Genomic DNA, 17678 nt, shown 5'->3' with positions numbered 1-17678 from the left:
GGCAACGTGAGCACCTCACCGCTGACACCGCGGCGCTCGCCGCTGCTGACCGGGCTGATGGTCCTCTTTCTCGTCTACACCCTGGTGCCGCTGGTCTGGCTGGTCCTGAGCGCCACCAAGACGCAGGCGGACCTGTTCTCGAGTCCCGGCCTGTGGTTCGGGGGCGACTTCGCCTTGTTCAGCAACATCCGTGAGACCTTGACCTACAACGACGGCATCTACCTGCGCTGGCTGGCCAACACCCTGCTCTACGTCGTGGCGGGGGCCGGCGGCGCGACCCTGCTGGCCACCGCGGCCGGCTACGGCCTGGCGAAGTACCGCTTCCCGGGGCGCCGCGTGGTGTTCGCGATCGTCATCGGGGCGGTGGCCGTGCCCGGCACGGCCCTGGCCGTCCCGACGTTCCTGATGTTCTCCAACATGGGGCTCACCAACACGGTCTGGGCGATCATCATCCCCTCGCTGATCAGCCCCTTCGGCCTCTACCTGATGTGGGTCTATGCCGCCGACGCAGTCCCGCAGGAGCTGCTCGAGGCGGCGCGCATCGACGGCGCCGGCGAGATCCGGATCTTCTTCACCGTCGCCCTGCGGCTGCTCGCGCCCGGCATCGTCACGGTGCTGCTCTTCGCCGTGGTCTCGACCTGGAACAACTACTTCCTGCCGCTGATCATGCTGAGCGAGCCGAAGCTCTACCCACTCACCGTCGGCCTCACCCAGTGGAGCGGCCAGGCGACCGGGGCGAACTCGCAGCCGATCTACAACCTCGTGGTCACGGGCTCGCTGCTGACCATCGTCCCGCTCGTCATCGTCTTCATCCTCCTCCAGCGGTTCTGGCAGTCCGGCCTGACCGCGGGCAGCGTCAAACAGTGAAAGAAGGGAACAGCATGTTGATCACTCGTGGGCGCAGTGCCCGCCGGGTCGCCCTTGCCGTGGCGGCTCTGACCACCGCTTCAGTCCTCGCGGGCTGCGGCTCCGATGACGGAGGCAGCGGCGGCAGCGGAGGCGGCGACGGCACGGCCGCGGACCTCGACGCCGCGCTCGAGGAGGGGGGCACCATCACCTACTGGACGTGGACCCCGTCCGCGGAGGCGCAGGTCGCGGCGTTCGAGGACCAGTACCCGAACGTCGACGTCAAGCTGGTCAACGCCGGGACCGGCAACGATCACTACACCAAGCTCCAGAACGCCATCAAGGCCGGCTCCGGCGGCCCGGACGTGGCGCAGGTCGAGTACAAGGCTCTGCCCCAGTTCGCGCTGCCTGGCGACCTGGTCGACCTGACCCAGTACGGCCTCGACGAGTACGAGGACGACTACACCGCGTCCACCTGGGCGTCCGTGCATGCGGGCGACGGCCTCTACGGCCTGCCGCAGGACTCCGGACCGATGGCGCTCTTCTACAACCAGGAGGTCTTCGACCAGCTCGGGCTCGAGGTGCCTACGACCTGGGACGACTACGTCGCCGCCGCCCAGCAGATCAAGCAGGCGGATCCGTCGAAGTGCATCACCAACGACAGCGGCGACTCCGGGTTCACCACGAGCATGATCTGGCAGGCCGGGGGCACTCCGTTCCAGACCGACGGAGACAGCGTCACGATCGACCTGCAGGACGAGGGCACCCAGAAGTGGACGGGTATGTGGAACCAGCTCGTCGAGGGTCAGCTGGTCTGCACCATCCCCGGCTGGACCGAGGAGTGGTTCAAGGCGCTCGGTGACGGCACCATCGCGACCATCGCTCTCGGCGCCTGGGCGCCCGGCGTCTTCGAGGACTCGGTGCCGGACGGCGCCGGCAAGTGGCGGGCGGCGCCGATGCCGACCTACGACGGGCAGCCGGCGACCGCCGAGAACGGCGGCAGCACCCAGTCGGTGCTGAAGCAGAGCAAGAACCCCGCCCTGGCAGCGGCGTTCGTGCGCTGGCTCAACCACGACGAGGGCATCGAGCCGTTCCTGGAGAGCGGTGGCTTCCCCGCCACGGTCGCGGACCTGGAGGACCCGGCGTTCGTCGACGCGGAGCTGGAGTACTTCGGCGGCCAGCAGGTCAACCAGGTGCTCACCGACGCGGCCACCCACGTGGTCGAGGGCTGGGAGTACCTGCCCTTCCAGCTCTACGCCGACACCATCTATGGCGACACGGTCGGTGAGTCCTACAAGGACCACTCCGACCTCAACGCCGGGCTGACCGCCTGGCAGGAGGCCCTGGTGAAGTACGGCAAGGAGCAGGGCTTCAGCGTCAACTGACCGACCCACCACTGAACGGACGGACAGCCGCCGCCCGACGCGCTCCCCCCGGCGCGAAAGCGGCGGCTGTCCGTCGCCCCCGATCGAACGTGAGGTAGGCATGCCCGAGTTCAGGGTCGGCGAGACCGACTTCCTCCTCGACGGTGAGCCGTTCCAGATCCTCTCCGGGGCGCTGCACTACTTCCGGGTCCACCCCGACCACTGGGCGGACCGCATCGAGAAGGCCCGGCTGATGGGCCTGAACACCATCGAGACCTACGTGCCGTGGAACGCCCACAGCCCCCGGCCGGGCGACTTCTACACCGACGGCATCCTCGACCTGTCCCGGTTCCTGTGCCTGGTGGGCGAGGCCGGCATGCACGCGATAGTCCGCCCAGGGCCGTTCATCTGCGCGGAGTGGGACAACGGCGGGCTGCCGCCGTGGCTGTTCCGCGAACCGGACGTCGGGATCCGCCGCTCCGAGCCGCGCTTCCTCGACGCCGTCTCGAGCTACCTCGACCAGGTGCTGGCGCTGGTGCACCCGCACCAGGTCCACCTGGGTGGACCCGTGCTGCTGGTCCAGGTGGAGAACGAGTACGGCGCCTACGGCGACGACCCGGCGTACCTGCGGGCGCTTGTCGACGTCATCCGGGCGGCTGGCATCGGCGTACCGCTCGTCACCGTGGACCAGCCCGTCGACGCCATGCTCGCCGCGGGTGGGGTCGAAGGGGTGCTACGCACCAGCTCGTTCGGCTCGGACAGCGTGAACCGGTTGCGGACCCTCCGTGCCCACCAGCCAACCGGGCCGCTGATGTGCATGGAGTTCTGGGACGGCTGGTTCGACCACTGGGGCGGCATCCACCACACCACCCCGGTCGAGCAGGCCGCCGCCGAGCTCGACGCTCTCCTCGCGGCCGGGGCGTCGGTCAACATCTACATGTTCCACGGGGGCACGAACTTCGGTCTGACCAGCGGGGCCAACGACAAGGGCATCTACCGGCCGACCGTGACGTCCTACGACTACGACGCTCCCCTGGACGAGGCCGGCAACCCGACCGCGAAGTACTTCGCGTTCCGCGACGTCATCTCTCGCTACGCCGCGGTGCCCGCCGAGACTCCTGGCGCAGCCGGTCCCGCACCCGAGCTGACGGTCGCGTTGGGTCAACCGGTCCGGCTGTTCGATGACCCGGCGTCCTGGGGCACCTGGAGCAGGTGGGAGTCACCACCGATGCTGGACGAGCTGGGGACCGACGCCCGGCTGGCCGTCTACCGGACCCAGCTGTCCGTCGACGGACCGGGCGTCCTCACCCTCGGCGAGGTCCGTGACCGCGCCACCGTCCACCTCGCCGGCGCGCCCGTCGGCATCCTCGAGCGGGAGCACCACGAGCGGGCGATCGCGCTGCCACGGGGGAACGGCCGCCTGGACCTGGTCGTGGAGGACCAGGGCCGGGTCAACTACGGCGCCCGCATCGGCGAGCACAAGGGCCTGGCCGGGCCGGCCCTGTTGGACGGGGTGCCGGTCACGGGCTGGGAGGTGCTGGCCGTCGACCTCGACCGGGTGCCGCACCTGTGGGACCTGTGGGACGCCGCTCGCACCGAAGGTCGGGGCTCCGGGGTCGGTCCCACCGCGTGGCGGGCGACCTTCTCGGCCGAGCCCGCTGTCGACCACTTCCTCGACACCGCTGCCTGGGGCAAGGGCATCGCCTGGGTCAACGGCTTCTGCCTGGGGCGCTACTGGCGCCGTGGGCCGCAGCGCACCCTCTTCGTGCCCGGGCCCGTGCTGCGGTCCGGTGCCAACGAGCTCGTCGTCCTGGAGCTGGACGTGCTCGCCGACCCGACGGCCCGATTCGTCGCGGGGCCCTGCCTGGGTCCGCTCGAGGACTGAGCCTCCGCGGCCAGGCCCCGCGTTGGCCCTGGAGAGCAGTAGCGTGCGGCCATGTGCGACACCTTGGTGAGCCTCACCGATGACGGTGTGCTGTTCGCCAAGAACAGCGATCGCGACCCCAACGAGGCCCAGGTGCTGCGCTGGCACCCCGCGACCTCGACGACCTCGGCCCGGCTGCGGTGCACCTGGAGCGAGATCGACCAGGTGCCTCGCACCCACGCCGTGCTCCTCAGCCAGCCGTGGTGGATGTGGGGCGCGGAGATGGGCGGCAACGAGCACGGCGTGGTGATCGGCAACGAGGCGGTGTTCACCCGGGGCGCCGGCCGGGAGCGCTCGGACTCCGCCCTGCTGGGCATGGACCTACTCCGGCTCGGTCTCGAGCGCGGCGCCACCGCCGAGGAGGCGGTCGGGGTCATCGTCGACCTGCTGGAGCGACACGGCCAGGGTGGCTCGTGCAGCCACGAGCACCCGCGCTTCACCTACGACAACTCCTTCATCGTCGCGGACCCTGATGGCGCGATCGTGCTCGAGACCGCCGGCAGGCGGTGGGCGACCGAGGCCGTGAGCGGACGTGGCCGGTCGATCAGCAACGGGCTGACCATCCCCGCCTTCGCGCGAGCACATGCCGATCCTGTGCGCGGCCGGGTGGCCCAGTGTGCGGCCCGCCGCGGCCGCACCCAGGCCTCCGCCGAGCGCGCCGACGACGTCGCCGCGATGCTCGCCGCGCTGCGCGACCACGGCGGTCCGGCACCCCGGTGGTCCCGGGTCAACGGGGCGCTGTCGGCGCCCTGTGCCCACGCTGCCGGGATGCTCACCACGACCCAGTCGACGGCGTCCTGGGTCGCTGACCTGCGGGCGGACCCCCGGCACTGGGTCACCGCCACCTCGGCGCCCTGCACCTCGGTCGCCAAGCCCGTCCGGGTCGAGGAACCGGTCGCGCTGGACCCGGACCCGATGCCCACCAACAGGTACGACGCGGCGTACCGCTGGTGGCGGCACGAGCGGCTCCACCGGCTGGCGCTGCGCGACCACGCCGCCGCGCTCGCCAGGTTCGGTGGTGAGCGGGACCAGGTCGAGAAGGAGTGGATGCATGATCCGCCCGGCAGCGCCGAGGCGTTCACCACCGCCGACCGGCTCGAGGAGGCCTGGCTGCAGGACCTGACGCAGGCCGGCCTCGCCGACACGCGGCCGGGCTGGCTGCGCCGGCGCTGGCGGGCCATCGACCGGGCGGCGGGGCTGCCGGAGGCGGCCGGGATGAGCGCGTCATGAGGGTCGTGGTGGTGGGCGCGGGTCTGGCCGGGCTGTCGGCGGCGCGTGAGCTCCAGCGGGCCGGGGCCGAGGTGGTGGTCGTCGAGGCGCGCGACCGCGTCGGCGGCCGTCTCGAGGGTGGCACGCTCGAGGGCCAGCCCGTCGAGCTCGGCGGCACCTGGATCGGCGAGGGCCACTCGCGGATGTATGCGCTGGTCGAGGAGCTCGGGCTGGCGACGTTCCGGACCTGGAACGACGAGGGCAAGCTGCTCATCCAGCTGGGGAAGAAGCGTGCGCTGGTCTCCGGCACGAAGGGCGCGGTGCCCAGGCTCAACCCGGTCGCGCTCGCCGATCTCGCGCAGGGCATGGCCCGCTTCGGCAGGCTCGCCCGCGGCGTGGACCCCGCCGAGCCGTGGGCACACCCGCGCGCGCACCGCCTCGACAGTGAGACGTTCGAGAGCTGGGTGCACCGCAACCTGCGCACCCCGTCCGGCCGCGCCTACTTCCGCACCGCGACCGAGGCGGTCTTCGCCGCCGACACCAGCGACATCTCGCTGCTGCACGCCTTGTTCTACGCCGTCAGCAACGCCGACCTCGAGACACTGCTCGCCGTCGACCGCGGCGCTCAGCAGGACCGGGTGGTGGGTGGCTCGGTGCTCGTGGCCGAGCGGCTGGCCGCCGACCTCGACGTACGACTCTCGACTCCGGTCACGACCGTCGCCGTGGATGCGGCCGAGGTCCGGGTCCTCACGAGGTCGGGCGAGACGATCGTCGGCGATCGCGTCGTCGTCGCGCTCCCACCCACCCTCGCCGGGCGTCTGCACTACGACCCGGTGCTGCCGGCCTGGCGCGACCAGCTGACCCAGCGCCTCCCGGCGGGGACTGTCGCTAAGACCTTCGCCGCCTACCCGACGCCGTTCTGGCGAGACGACGGGCTCAACGGCCAGGCCGCCTCAGACAGGGGACCGGTCAAGGTCACCTTCGACGTCTCCCCGCCCGGCGGCGAGGTCGGCATCCTCCTCGGGTTCGTCGAGGGCGGCGAAGCACGACACTGGCAGCGGCTCTCGGCGGCCGACCGCCGGCGTGCCGTGCTGGACAGCTTCGTCCGCTACTTCGGGCCGCAGGCTGCGGCACCCTCGTCGTACGTCGAGAAGGACTGGAGCGCCGAGGAGTTCACCCGGGGCTGCTATGGCGCCCATTTCGCGCCCGGCGTGTGGACCAGCTATGGCCCGGTGCTGCGCCCGCCGGTCGGGCGGATCCACTGGGCCGGGGCCGAGTACGCCGTCGAGTGGAACGGCTACATGGAGGGCGCCGTCCGCTCCGGGTCGGCCGCGGCGCGTGAAGTCCTCGGCACCGGCGGAACGGGTCAGCCGAAGGACCCTGGACGTTTCGGGAAGTAGACAGGCGCTCTGGCCGACCGAGTCGCAGCCCGGCCGGCCAGAGTGGCCCGATGGTGTTAGCCGGACAGGCCGAAGGAGTAGAGCTTGTTGTTCGGTGTGCCGAACAGTGAGTAGCCCGACCCCCAGAACAGCCGCCCATCGGAGATCGCGGCTCCTGATAGGCACGAGCCGCCACTGGCGAACGTCCACAGGATCTCACCCGTAGCCCCGTTCAACGCGTACATGTGCCCCGCGGAGTCGAGCGCGCACAAGAAGACCACACCGTTGGCCGTGGTCAACGGGCCCGAGGTCGCACCTCCGAACGCTGACCCACCGAACGGCGGGACCGTCTGCCAGAGCAGCTGGCCAGTGACGGCATCGATGCTGCTGATCACGCCGCTGGTTGTCGTCGTGCCATCAGGCAGCGTCCACGGCACCGCGTTGCTGTTGGCATCGGCGGTGTACACCCGAGAGGCGTCGACGGCCGAGCCCCACTGCAGGCCACCGGCCGTCCCACCAGGTCCTGCCTGGGTGACCCAGCGTACGGCGCCGGTGTCGGGGTCGAGCGTCCAGTACTGGCCGCTCTTCTGGCCTACCCCCACGACGTCCCTCTTCTTGCCATTCTCCGTGACCGTGAACAGTGCCGGAGCCTGGCCGAAGTCGAAGTCGGGCCCGGCCGGCTCGGGACAGTTCGTGCCCTCGCCGATGAACGGGATGCAGTCCACGGTCCAGGCGTCGAAGCCCAACGCTCGCGTCACCCAACGGATGGCGCCCGTCTTCAGGTCCAGGGCCATGATCGAGTCGAAATGGTTGTCAGCGGGAAGGCACGCCTGCTGCGCCTCGGGGTCGCCGCCCGCAGCCGTGACGCAGTCGAGCGTCTCCTGTGGGGCGTCGTAGTTGTTCCCGGTGGCGATGTACAGCTGGCCGCGCCTGGAGTCGATCGCCGGCGAGCTGCCCCACACGGCGTTGCCGGGGAAGCCCTCAGGTGCCGTCCTGACCTGCCACACGATGGCGCCGGTGTTCAGGTCGAGTGCCGCGAACCTGCCTCGGAACGAGCAGCATTCGTAGCCGGGGATGATCGCCGCGAAACCCTCCTCCTGAGACGATGTGCCGACGTAGACCCGGTTGCCGAATATCGTTGCCGACTGCGTGATGATCGCTGCCGGGTGCGTGTCCAGTGTCGTGGCCCAGAGCAAGGCACCGGTGTCCTTGTCGAAGGCGAGGACCTTCCCGCCCCCGCCGAACGGGCCCTGCGTTCCGATGATCACCTTGTTGCCGGAAACGGCTGGTGTCGCCCTGGCGTAGTCACCCGGGACGCCGCTGGCGGCGGCGATGGTGGACCGCCACCGCTGCTGGCCGGTCCACTTGTCGACGGCGTACAGGTAGCCGGCTCGGTCGGGGAAGTACACCGTGTCGCCGACCACCGCCGGCGTGGCCGAGACGTCGCCGCCGGTCGTGAACTGCCACTTCACCTCGAGCTCGTCCACATTGTCCACGCTCAAGGTCTTCTCGCTCGCTTGGAACCGGGTGTTATGCAGATTGCCACCCGCCGAGTTCCAGTCGCTCCCGCCCACAGCAGTGGCCGTCACGTTGCCGAGCAGCAGCACGCCGGCCACCGCGATCGCGAGCGCTCCCGTCGTCCTTTTCATCCGCTTCATTGAGCCCTCCAATCAGGAAGGGCGCACAGGACGAAGATCGCGACGCGAGCTTCGCAATGACCGTCCCGCTCGCCTCCTCAGCACTGAGTTGGTGCTGAGTGGAACGTAGCCCTCTATTCACGCACGCACATCACCAATTCCGGCCGGTTGAGCGAGGTCAGTTCTGCTGCGCCGTACGTCGGCCTGCGCCGGTGAGCTGTCCGACCGAATCACGATCCACCGGCGCCTGAGACGAGGCCACCTCAGGCGAGGACTCGGCGTTCATGTCGACTGGTGACAAGGAGCAGGCGCCGCCTGACAGACTCGGGGTGATGACCTCGTACGTCGTGACAGGAGGTGCCCAGGGTGTCGGCTGGGCCATCGTGCAGCGGCTGGCCGCAGACGGGTCGACCGTCGTCGTGGTCGACCTCGCGGGGAGCCTGGACCGGGAGGGTCCCGGCATCCGGCTGCTCAGTGGCGATGCCTCCGATCCCGAGGTGACCACCCGCGCGGCCGCCGAGGCCGAGGCCCACGGCGCACTGGTCGGCTGGGTCAACAACGCCGCGGTCTTTCCCGAGGCCGACCTCACGAGCACCCCGGTCGCCGAGGTCCTGGCAGGGATCACGACCAACCTGGCGCTCGCCGTGACCGGCTGCCACACCGCGGTCAACCACTTCGTGACCCACGGACGGCCGGGCGCCATCGTCAACGTCTCGTCCCACCAGGCCCAGCGCCCGGTCCGGGGCGCCTTGCCCTACGCGACGGCAAAGGCGGCCATCGAGGGCCTGACCAGAGCGCTCGCCGTCGACCACGGACCCGACGGGATCCGCACCAACGCGGTCGCGCTGGGCTCGATCAGCACAGCCAGGTACGAGGAACACCGCGAGCAGCACCCCGAGGTCGACGGCCAGATGGCGGCGCTGCACCCGCTCGGACGGGTCGGCACGGCGGCCGAGGTCGCCGAGGCCGTCGCGTTCCTGCTCTCGGACTCGGCCGGCTTCGTCAACGGCGCGGTGCTGCCCGTGGACGGCGGACGGTCGGTCAACGGACCCGACCCGGAGGCACACTGATCCCGATGACCCAGGACGTCCCGCGATACCAGCTCAACGACGGAAGCTCGCTGCCCAAGATCGGCTTCGGCACCTACACACTCAACGGTGAGGACGGCGTGGCGGCGATGACCTCCGCGCTGAAGGCCGGCTACCGACTGCTGGACACCGCCGTCAACTACGGCAACGAGGAAGAGGTCGGCAGGGCCATCCGCAGCGCAGGGATCTCCCGTGAAGAGGTCCAGGTCACCACGAAGATCCCCGGTCGGCACCACGCCACGGCCCTGGCCATCAAGTCTGTCGAGGACTCCCTGCGCCGGCTCCGCATGGACTACGTGGACCTGTGCCTGATCCACTGGCCCAATCCCAGCGTCGGCAGATACGGGGAGGCGTGGCGGGCCCTGGTGGAGCTGCGGGAGCGCGGCCTGGTCAGGTCGATCGGCGTCAGCAACTTCACCGAGAAGCACCTCAGAGAGGTCATCGACGACACCGGCGTCACGCCCGTGGTGAACCAGATCGAGTTGCACCCCTACTTCGTCCAGAACGACATGCGCGCTGTGCACTCCGAGCTGGGGATCCTGACCGAGTCGTGGAGCCCGCTGGGCAAGCGCAGCGCCCCGTTCGACCAGCCACCCGTGGCCCGGGCGGCGCAGGCCCACGGCGTGGCCCCGGCGCAGGTGATCCTGCGCTGGCACTTGCAGCTCGGGGCCCTTCCCCTGCCCAAGTCCGCCTCACCAGAGAGGCAGCGGCAGAACCTCGATGTCTTCGGGTTCGAGCTGGACGAGCAGGACATGGCCGCGATCACCGGGCTCCACCGTCCGGATGGGCGGCTGTTCGGAGGAGACCCGGACATCCACGAAGAGATGTGACACGGGTCTGCCGCGCGAGCCGGTGAGAAAGGACGGGTGCGTGCGAGCATCTTCGGGTGACTGCGGGCGGTGAGGGCATCGCGCTGTCGCGTTCATATTTCGAGGACCTCGTCGGCCCCCTGTTGAAGCAGCACGTTCCGGACGTGCGGTACGCAGCCGCACGCGTGGGGACTGGGTCAGACGTGTTGGGGCTCGATGACGCCATGTCGCGCGACCACGACTGGGGTCTGCGACTGCAGCTGTTCGTCCCCGACGTCGACCGATCCCATGTCCTGTCCGCGCTCGACCGGCACCTACCTTTCGACTTCCGTGGGCACCCGATCCGGTTCGGCTTCTCCAGCGACCCGACAGAGAGCTTGCGAATCGATGTGACCAGCGTGAACGCGTTCGCCGAACAGTCACTCGGCTTCGACCCACGCGGCGTCGTATCCCTGGTCGACTGGCTGAGCGTCACCGGCCAGGCTGCCCTCGAGGTCGTCTCCGGCGCGGTCTTCGAGGACCAGACAGGCGAACTGACCCGGCTGCGCGAAGCCTTGGCCTGGTACCCCGACGACATCTGGCGGTACGTCCTCGCATGCGACTGGCAGCGATTGGACCAGGAGTTGCCGCTCGTGGGACGTGCCGGCGGACGCGGCGACGACCTCGGGTCCAAGGTCATCGCGGCACGGCTCGTCGACATCGCCGTCCACCTCGGGTTCATGCTCACTCGATCCTGGCCGCCGTACTCGAAATGGCGAGGATCGGCCTTCGGCCAGCAGGCCGGCTGCTCAGCCATCGCGACAGACCTCGCGCGGGCCCTCGACGCCCCCGGTTGGGAGAACCGCCAGGCCGCGCTCCGCGACGCCCTGACCGGTCTCGCAGACCTGCAGCGCCAGAGCGGGCTACCGGCACCTCAGCCAGCGGTCGAGCCCTTCTGGGACCGCCCCCACCTCCACCTGAGCCCCGGCCTGGTGCCGGCGCTGCTTGAGACCATCCGAAGCCCGGAAGTCCAGGCGCTGCCGGCCGGCCTCGGGAGCGTCGAACAGCAGACCGACAACGTCGACATCCTCACCAACCCTCATCGTCGGAGGGCATTGGCAACCTCGATCCACGCTCACCCATAGACGCATCGGGGGTGATCTGAGCAGCCTTGGCCGGCTAGCGCAGGGCGGCGCGATCCACGCGGTCGTGGTAGCGGTGGCCGACCTTGCCGCCCAGCATCGCGGCCAGCGCCGTGACCCCCAGGACCGCACCAGCGGTGATCAGCCCTCCCCAGCCGAGCTCGTCGGTGGAGACGGGGATCCGGGGCAGGTCCACGCGGTCCAGGACGTTGTACTGCGAGCCGAAGATCGCACCCAGCCCCAGAGCCACGAGCGTGACCAGGAGACCGATGGTCCAGACGCCCAGCCCTTGCACGCCCCCGTCGAAGCGGGACATGCGTCCGGCGACATAACCGCCGGTGTAATAGGCCAGCGCCAGGACGACGACGAGGGTGACCGCCGCTGCGACGCCGATCGTGCCGGCGGACCGTTCCGCCTCGGACTGGGTGATCTGCGTGGTGGAGTCGATCGCTGCCAGGACCGCACCGACGATGCCGATCAGCAGGATCGTCACGGCGATGGCCACCAGCCAGCCGAAGAACGCCGCGCCCGGGTTGAGCCCGCCGAACTTCTCCCGGGCGGCCGCTTCGCCGTGGTGGGTGGGCACCGTGCGGTGGACCTCCCGCTCGTGGCGGTGGTCCCCGATGCGCTCCCCGCGATGCTGGCCGCCGTCGTGCGGCTGCGTGGCGTCATGGTCGGTGCGGTCGGGATCGACTCCGGTCGCCCCCTCGGAGTCGATTCGTTGGTGCGTGCGTCTCATGGTGTCTCCTCACTGCAGGCGTGCGCCCGTCGGCCACGTCTTGCGGTGTCGGTGCCCTTCCGGCCCACCCGCAAACTCCGGCCGCCTCGGTCGGGGCCGCGTAGGCGTCCGTGACAGACTGCAAACCATGCCGCTTCGCACCACCGAGGACCGGGACCGCAGGCGTGACCTGCGCGCCGCGATCGATCACACGGGCTACTACCCGGAGGTCGTCGGGGACGCGGTCGCCGCAGCCCTGGCCGACGAGCCGGTGGTCTCGTTCTACGTCCACCACGAGCCGACCTTCGACCGCGACGAGGTACGCCGCCACCTGAGCGTCATCGTGCTCACGCCGTCTCGGCTCGTGCTGCTGCACACCGACGAGCACGCCGGCGACGACCTGCTCCCGGAGCCCTACACGTCCACGAGCACTGAGGCGATCCGGCTGTCCGCGGTGAAGTCCGTGGTCGTGACCCGGATGGTCGCCAACCCGACCTCAGGGGCGACCAAGCCGGCCGAGGCGGTCATGACGATCGGCTGGGGCGGCGTCAGCCGGATGGATCTCGAGCCCGCGGGCTGCGACGACCCCAGCTGCGAGGCCGACCACGGCTACACCGGCGTGCTGTCCGCCGACGACTTCTCGCTTCGGGTGTCCGCGGCCGCGGACGGCGCCGACGCGGTGGCCGGCCTGCTGTCGTTCGCCGAGCAGCTCTCAGCCCGCACCCACTCTGCCTGACCACAGGGGCCTGACCAGATGGGCGAGCCGGTGACCGAGGGGTTCGTCGAGCCCGCCTACTCCCAGCGCTCCCTCGGCGACGTCGTCCCGGCGGTGGCCGCTGCGCTCGGACGGCCGATCGGCGCGACGCCGACTGACCTGACGCTGCCCGACGCCCCGTCCTACGTCGTCTTCCTGGTCGACGGCCTGGGCGCGCGCCTCGTCGACCGCTACCGCCACGCCGCGCCGTTCCTCGCCGCGCTGCTCGACGACAACGAGACCGGCACCGCCGGCGTCCCGTCGACCACAGCGACGAGCCTCACCTCGCTCGGCACCGGCCTCACCCCGGGCACGCACGGTCTGGTCGGGTTCACCAGCCGGATCCCGGGCACGGAGCGGCTCCTCATCTCGCTGCTGTGGGACAAGGACGTCGACCCGCTCGAGTGGCAGCCGCACCCCACGGCGTTCATGCGGATGCAGGACGCCGGCGTGGCCGTCACGATCGTCAACAAGCGCGAGTTCCAGGGAAGTGGGCTCACGATCGCCTCCTCGCGTGGCGGTGACTACATCGGTGCCGACCGGGTGGGGGAGCGGATCGCCGCTGCGGTGCAGGCGGCCGCGGCCAGTCCGTCGTTCACCTACCTCTACGACGGCGACCTGGACTGGACCGGACACAAGTACGGCGTCGCATCACCCCCCTGGTTGCAGCAGCTGGCCATGATCGACGCCGAGGTGGAGCAGCTGCGCGAGGCGCTGCCCGAGGCGACCCGGCTCGTCGTCGTCGCCGACCACGGGATGGTCGACTCGCCGCCGGAGCACCGCGTCGACGTCGACGAGCACCCCGAGCTGCGCGACGGGCTGCTGCTGTTCGGCGGCGAGGCCCGCTTCCGCCACCTCTACTGCCGCAACGGTGCCGTCGACGACCTCTGTGCCACGTGGTCGTCGTTCCTCGGACCGGCCGCCGATGTGATGACCCGGGACACCGCCATCGAGCGCGGCTGGTTCGGTGAGGTCATCCCCTCGGTCTACCCCCGGCTCGGGGACGTGGTGGTCGCCATGCGCGGCGACCACTCCGTCTTCTCCAGCGTCGACTTCGCCTACGAGATGACGCTCGTGGGCCTGCACGGCTCGCTGACCCCGGACGAGATGCTCATCCCGATCCTGGTCTGCTGAGTCTCACTGCTGACTCCTCACTCCGGTCGGTTGCCGCGGTCGCCACCCACCCGGAACGACGACCTGACCCCGGTGTACATCAGGTGCGCCACCAGTCCCTCGGCCGCGTGCGAGAGGTTGTGGCAGTGGTCCATCCACAGTCCGGGGTTGTCGGCCACGAAGGCGATCTCGTAGGTCTCGCCGACCCGCACCTCGAGCGAGTCGACCCACCAGGGGCTGCCCGTGGCCACCTTGCCGTCTCGGGACAGGACCACGGCGTGGTGCCCGTGCAGGTGCATGGGGTGCGCGTCGTCGCTGCCGTTGTGGAGCTCCATCACCACGACGTCGCCCTCGCTGACCATGAACATCGGTACGTCGGGGAACAGGTGGCCGTTGATGCTCCACCACATGCCAGGGCGCCCGTCCAGGAAGCCGGGACGCCTCCCGATCCGGTAGTCGAAGCGACGGTCCGCCTGGCTCGGGTCGAGGCCCAGGTCGGCAGGCTCGCCGTACGACAGCAGGTCGAGGAACCCGTCGGGGACCTCCGGCTGCTTGCCGCCGGTCGGGTCCTCACCCAGGACCAGGGTGGTGGTGCCGGCGAAGTCGATGCGGACGCCGCCGGGGGGGACCGTGATCCCGAGGTCCACCCGGCCCCCGGCGGGCAGGCCGTACCTCTCGCCCTCCACCGCGCCGGGCGCGTTCAGGTCGGTCCCGTCCACGGCGAGCACCTGGTAGGCACCGCCGGTGACCCACAGCGGCGCCAGGCCGTTGTCGGTGTTCACGACCCGCAGCCGCAGCCGCTCCCCGGGATCCGCGTCGATCGTCGTGGTGCCCTCGGCGCCGTTCAACGTCGGCGTGCTGCCGTAGCGATGCAGGACGACGACCTCGTCGCGGACCTCGGGGTCCCGGGTTGCGGGGTGGACCACCAGAGCCCCCAGGATCCCCTCCCGCACCTGCGCGTGGGAGATCTGGTGGGAGTGGTACCAGAACGTGCCCGCCTGGTCGGCCACGAAGCGATAGACGAAGTCCTCGCCGTCCCCGACGGCGTCCTGGGTCACTCCGGCCACCCCGTCCGCGGCGTTGGGCACGTCCACGCCGTGCCAGTGCAGCGTGATCCCCTCGTCGACCCCGTCGTTGACCAGCCTGACCTCGACCAGGTCGCCGACGGTCGCCTCCAGCACGGGGCCGGGTGAGGTGCCGTTGACGAGGTAGCGGCCGTCGTCCCGGGTCACCGCCAGGGTCTCGGTGACGTCGGGCGCGCGGTCCGGGTCCGCGACGAGGTCGGCCACGGCGGTCTCTTGCGCCGCCCCGTGTCCCGCCCCGTGAGGTTGCCCGACGGGACCGCCGCCCCAGTCGGGATAGCCCATGGCGGCCATGTCGTAGGAGTCAGGAAGCCGGCTGGCGTTCCACATCCAGCCGAGCGGCAGCACGATCGCCAGCGTGGCGACGACGGCCACGACGGTCCGCGGGCGGTCGCGCAGGGCGCGCCACCAGCGCTCGACGCCCACCCTGGCTCGAGCGACGCCCGCAGCGGGGGTCTGTGCCGGGCTCAGGCCGGGGCCGTGGTGCTCGGGGCGGCGGGCTGGGCCGGGGCGCCGATCGCGCTCGACGCCCGCTGACCGGCCATGATCGCGACGCCCATCAGGACCAGTGCGTTGACGCCGTGCAGGGCACCGAAGCCGGAGCCGACCTCACGCGACAGGGCGGGGAGGACGAAGACCTGCAGCACGACCAGGCCGAAGACGACCGCGGCCAGCATGACGCCCTTCGGCACGCCCCTGGCGAAGAACGAGACGATCAGCAGGATCAGTGACGTCAGCGGGATCAGCACGAGCCCGTTGAAGAACATGTGGATCGCGAAGCCCCACTCGGCGGTGAACTCCTGGTCACAGTCGTCGCACTCGAGCAGCTCCTTGTTGACCACTCCGCCCTCGTTGTTGATCCAGTCGGTCATGCCGAAGAACGCCCACGCGATCGCACCGGCCTGGACGACGACCAGCACGGCGATCATGAATGCCAGGAAGCGGTATGCCTTCATGGTTCCCCCTCGTTCCCCCGCGCGCGACGCAGGGGTTCGTCTGTCGATGCCCCGCAGCATGCGCCTGCAGGGCCGTCGAGGGGAATGGCTAGAACGGGTCAACCGAAATGGGTGACGCGGCGCTTCAGCCGAACGGCAGGGGCTCCGCGCCGAGCGAGACCGCCTTCGCGCGGGCGGCGGTCATCCGGCGCCGGTGGTGCTGGCGGCACAGCACCTCGTAGGCGACGTGGGCGTCGTCGACCGGCTCGCCGCCCGACTCACCGGCGGGGTCGTCGACGTCACCGACCACGATGACCTCGCCCTCGACGACCATCTCCCCGTTCTCGGTGCGCGCGTTGTGGGTGGCCCGCTTGCCGCACCAGCACAGCGCCTCGACCTGCAGGACGTGCATCCGGTCGGCCAGCTCGACCAGGCGGGCGCTGCCTGGGAACAGCTCGCTGCGGAAGTCGGTGAGGATCCCGAACGTGAACACGTCGATCTGGAGCTCGTCGACCACCTTGGCAAGCTGGTCGATCTGGTCGCGGGTGTAGAACTGCGCCTCGTCGCAGATCAGGTAGTCGATCCGCGCGCCGGCGGTGAGCGCGTCGACGACGTAGCGCCAGAAGTGGAAGTCGGGGGAGACCTCGACCGCCTCGTGCGCCAGGCCCAGCCGGCTCGAGAGTGTCGAGGTGCCGGCCCGGTCACGGGTGGTGAAGATCCGGCCGACAAGCCCGCGCGCCGCGCGGTTGTGGTTGGTCTGCAGCGCGAGCGTGCTCTTGCCGGAGTCCATGGTTCCGGTGAAGAACTGCAGCTCCGCCACGTGCGGCATCCTGTCACGCGTGCCACAGAGCAGCAGTCCCCTGATCTCGACCGCCGACCTCCGTGACCTGCTCGCCGCGCGGGCGCCCGTGACCATCCTCGACGTCCGCTACCGGATGGGCGGCGGGCCCAGCGGACCGGGGGAGTACTCCCTCGGCCACGTCCCGGGCGCGGTGTACGTCGACCTGGACACCGAGCTGGCCGCCGCACCCGGCGCCGGCGGCCGGCACCCGCTGCCCGCGACACAGGACTTCCAGGAGGCGATGCGTCGCGCCGGGGTCGACCAGAACCGGCAGGTCGTCGTTTACGACGACTGGGCCGGACTCGCTGCCGGCCGCGCCTGGTGGCTGCTGCGCTTCCACGGCCACGCCGACGTCCGGGTCCTCGACGGCGGCTGGAGTGCCTGGGTCGGGGACGGCGGCGAGGTGGAGCGGGGCGTGAACCTCAACAGCCGACCGGGCGACTTCACCGCCCGGCCCGGCCAGCTGCCGGTGGTCGGGGCCGACCGGGTGCTCGAGGTCCCCCTGCTCGTCGACGCCCGGTCGCCCGAGCGCTACCGGGGCGAGAACGAGCCGATCGACCCGGTCGCCGGGCGCATCCCCGGCGCGGTCAACGTGCCGACCAGCGCCAACCTGCAGGCGGACGGTCGGTTCCGGAGCCCGGACCAGCTCAAGACGGCCTACGAGGCCGCCGGCATACCGACCGACGGTTCCCGGGAGGTCGCCGTCTACTGCGGCTCCGGTGTGACCGCCGTGCACGACATCCTGGCGCTGGAGACCCTCGGTGTGCGCGCCACGCTCTACCCCGGCAGCTGGAGCGACTGGATCACCGACCCAGCGAGACCGGTGGAGATGGGTTGAGTTCCAGCATCAGCTTGCGA

16 protein-coding genes are annotated in these 17678 nt (G+C 70.6%); 11 read left to right on the top strand and 5 right to left on the bottom strand.

The window, feature by feature from the left end:
- Window positions 1–6 precede the first annotated feature (6 nt).
- The 5 genes from ACYVC6_RS20635 to ACYVC6_RS20615 all read left to right on the top strand — a co-directional run bounded on the left by ACYVC6_RS20635 (window position 7) and on the right by ACYVC6_RS20615 (window position 6743).
- Entirely contained in the window at window positions 7–867 is an 861-nt protein-coding gene (locus tag ACYVC6_RS20635) for a carbohydrate ABC transporter permease (RefSeq protein ID WP_460716358.1), read from the top strand.
- A gap of 14 nt (window positions 868–881) precedes the next feature.
- Entirely contained in the window at window positions 882–2231 is a 1350-nt protein-coding gene (locus ACYVC6_RS20630; protein ID WP_460716357.1) for an ABC transporter substrate-binding protein, read from the top strand.
- Between the two features lie 100 nt (window positions 2232–2331).
- Window positions 2332–4095, top strand: coding sequence for a glycoside hydrolase family 35 protein (locus ACYVC6_RS20625; protein ID WP_460716356.1), 1764 nt, complete (start codon window positions 2332–2334; stop codon window positions 4093–4095).
- A 51-nt stretch (window positions 4096–4146) separates the two neighbouring features.
- A complete protein-coding gene (locus tag ACYVC6_RS20620; protein ID WP_460716355.1) occupies window positions 4147–5364 on the top strand; it encodes a hypothetical protein in 1218 nt (405 codons plus the stop codon).
- Window positions 5361–6743, top strand: a complete 1383-nt coding sequence (locus tag ACYVC6_RS20615) for a flavin monoamine oxidase family protein (protein ID WP_460716354.1) — start codon at window positions 5361–5363, stop codon at window positions 6741–6743. Before ACYVC6_RS20620 ends, ACYVC6_RS20615 begins: the two co-directional genes overlap by 4 nt.
- 56 nt (window positions 6744–6799) lie before the next feature.
- On the opposite strand, the gene ACYVC6_RS20610 is transcribed toward ACYVC6_RS20615, so the two are convergent.
- Entirely contained in the window at window positions 6800–8371 is a 1572-nt protein-coding gene (locus tag ACYVC6_RS20610; protein ID WP_460716353.1) for an outer membrane protein assembly factor BamB family protein, read from the bottom strand.
- 320 nt (window positions 8372–8691) lie between these two features.
- On the opposite strand from ACYVC6_RS20610, the gene ACYVC6_RS20605 reads away from it, so the two are divergent.
- The 3 genes from ACYVC6_RS20605 (at window position 8692) to ACYVC6_RS20595 (ending at window position 11380) form a co-directional block, all read left to right on the top strand.
- A complete protein-coding gene (locus ACYVC6_RS20605) occupies window positions 8692–9429 on the top strand; it encodes an SDR family NAD(P)-dependent oxidoreductase (protein WP_460716352.1) in 738 nt (245 codons plus the stop codon).
- Window positions 9430–9434: 5 nt separating this feature from the next.
- A complete protein-coding gene (locus tag ACYVC6_RS20600) occupies window positions 9435–10277 on the top strand; it encodes an aldo/keto reductase (RefSeq protein WP_460716351.1) in 843 nt (280 codons plus the stop codon).
- Between the two features lie 203 nt (window positions 10278–10480).
- Window positions 10481–11380, top strand: a complete 900-nt coding sequence (locus tag ACYVC6_RS20595) for a DUF4037 domain-containing protein (protein WP_460716349.1) — start codon at window positions 10481–10483, stop codon at window positions 11378–11380.
- Between the two features lie 34 nt (window positions 11381–11414).
- On the opposite strand, the gene ACYVC6_RS20590 is transcribed toward ACYVC6_RS20595, so the two are convergent.
- Complete coding sequence (locus tag ACYVC6_RS20590; protein ID WP_460716348.1) at window positions 11415–12116, bottom strand: hypothetical protein; 702 nt, start codon at window positions 12114–12116, stop codon at window positions 11415–11417.
- 127 nt (window positions 12117–12243) lie between these two features.
- Between ACYVC6_RS20590 and ACYVC6_RS20585 the strand changes: the two genes are divergently transcribed.
- Window positions 12244–12831 (top strand): DUF5998 family protein, encoded by a 588-nt coding sequence (locus ACYVC6_RS20585; protein WP_460716347.1) that lies wholly within the window; start codon window positions 12244–12246, stop codon window positions 12829–12831.
- Between the two features lie 18 nt (window positions 12832–12849).
- Window positions 12850–13983, top strand: a complete 1134-nt coding sequence (locus tag ACYVC6_RS20580) for an alkaline phosphatase family protein (protein WP_460716346.1) — start codon at window positions 12850–12852, stop codon at window positions 13981–13983.
- A gap of 17 nt (window positions 13984–14000) precedes the next feature.
- On the opposite strand, the gene ACYVC6_RS20575 is transcribed toward ACYVC6_RS20580, so the two are convergent.
- From ACYVC6_RS20575 to ACYVC6_RS20565, 3 genes are all read right to left on the bottom strand, one after another.
- Complete coding sequence (locus tag ACYVC6_RS20575) at window positions 14001–15470, bottom strand: multicopper oxidase family protein (protein ID WP_460716345.1); 1470 nt, start codon at window positions 15468–15470, stop codon at window positions 14001–14003.
- A 41-nt stretch (window positions 15471–15511) separates the two neighbouring features.
- The gene (locus ACYVC6_RS20570; protein WP_460716344.1) at window positions 15512–16000 is read right to left on the bottom strand and encodes a hypothetical protein; all 489 of its coding nucleotides are present in this window, start codon (window positions 15998–16000) and stop codon (window positions 15512–15514) included.
- 124 nt (window positions 16001–16124) lie between these two features.
- Window positions 16125–16799, bottom strand: a complete 675-nt coding sequence (locus ACYVC6_RS20565) for a thymidine kinase (RefSeq protein WP_460716343.1) — start codon at window positions 16797–16799, stop codon at window positions 16125–16127.
- Window positions 16800–16818: 19 nt separating this feature from the next.
- On the opposite strand from ACYVC6_RS20565, the gene ACYVC6_RS20560 reads away from it, so the two are divergent.
- Entirely contained in the window at window positions 16819–17658 is an 840-nt protein-coding gene (locus ACYVC6_RS20560; RefSeq protein WP_460716342.1) for a sulfurtransferase, read from the top strand.
- The last annotated feature ends 20 nt before the right edge of the window (window positions 17659–17678 follow it).

This window comes from Nocardioides dilutus, assembly GCF_054779555.1.
The sequence above is the reverse complement of the archived record's forward strand: the minus strand, read 5'-3'. Positions and strand labels throughout refer to the sequence as shown.

Excerpts from the sequence above, each read along its gene's own strand:
- ACYVC6_RS20620 (WP_460716355.1), top strand. The coding sequence starts at position 4,147 with ATGTGCGACACCTTGGTGAGCCTCACCGATGACGGTGTGCTGTTCGCC.
- ACYVC6_RS20570 (WP_460716344.1), bottom strand. The coding sequence starts at position 16,000 with ATGAAGGCATACCGCTTCCTGGCATTCATGATCGCCGTGCTGGTCGTC.
- ACYVC6_RS20630 (WP_460716357.1), top strand. The coding sequence starts at position 882 with ATGTTGATCACTCGTGGGCGCAGTGCCCGCCGGGTCGCCCTTGCCGTG.
- ACYVC6_RS20605 (WP_460716352.1), top strand. The coding sequence starts at position 8,692 with ATGACCTCGTACGTCGTGACAGGAGGTGCCCAGGGTGTCGGCTGGGCC.
- ACYVC6_RS20600 (WP_460716351.1), top strand. The coding sequence starts at position 9,435 with ATGACCCAGGACGTCCCGCGATACCAGCTCAACGACGGAAGCTCGCTG.
- ACYVC6_RS20585 (WP_460716347.1), top strand. The coding sequence starts at position 12,244 with ATGCCGCTTCGCACCACCGAGGACCGGGACCGCAGGCGTGACCTGCGC.
- ACYVC6_RS20610 (WP_460716353.1), bottom strand. The coding sequence starts at position 8,371 with ATGAAAAGGACGACGGGAGCGCTCGCGATCGCGGTGGCCGGCGTGCTG.
- ACYVC6_RS20595 (WP_460716349.1), top strand. The coding sequence starts at position 10,481 with ATGTCGCGCGACCACGACTGGGGTCTGCGACTGCAGCTGTTCGTCCCC.
- ACYVC6_RS20580 (WP_460716346.1), top strand. The coding sequence starts at position 12,850 with ATGGGCGAGCCGGTGACCGAGGGGTTCGTCGAGCCCGCCTACTCCCAG.
- ACYVC6_RS20625 (WP_460716356.1), top strand. The coding sequence starts at position 2,332 with ATGCCCGAGTTCAGGGTCGGCGAGACCGACTTCCTCCTCGACGGTGAG.
- ACYVC6_RS20615 (WP_460716354.1), top strand. The coding sequence starts at position 5,361 with ATGAGGGTCGTGGTGGTGGGCGCGGGTCTGGCCGGGCTGTCGGCGGCG.
- ACYVC6_RS20590 (WP_460716348.1), bottom strand. The coding sequence starts at position 12,116 with ATGAGACGCACGCACCAACGAATCGACTCCGAGGGGGCGACCGGAGTC.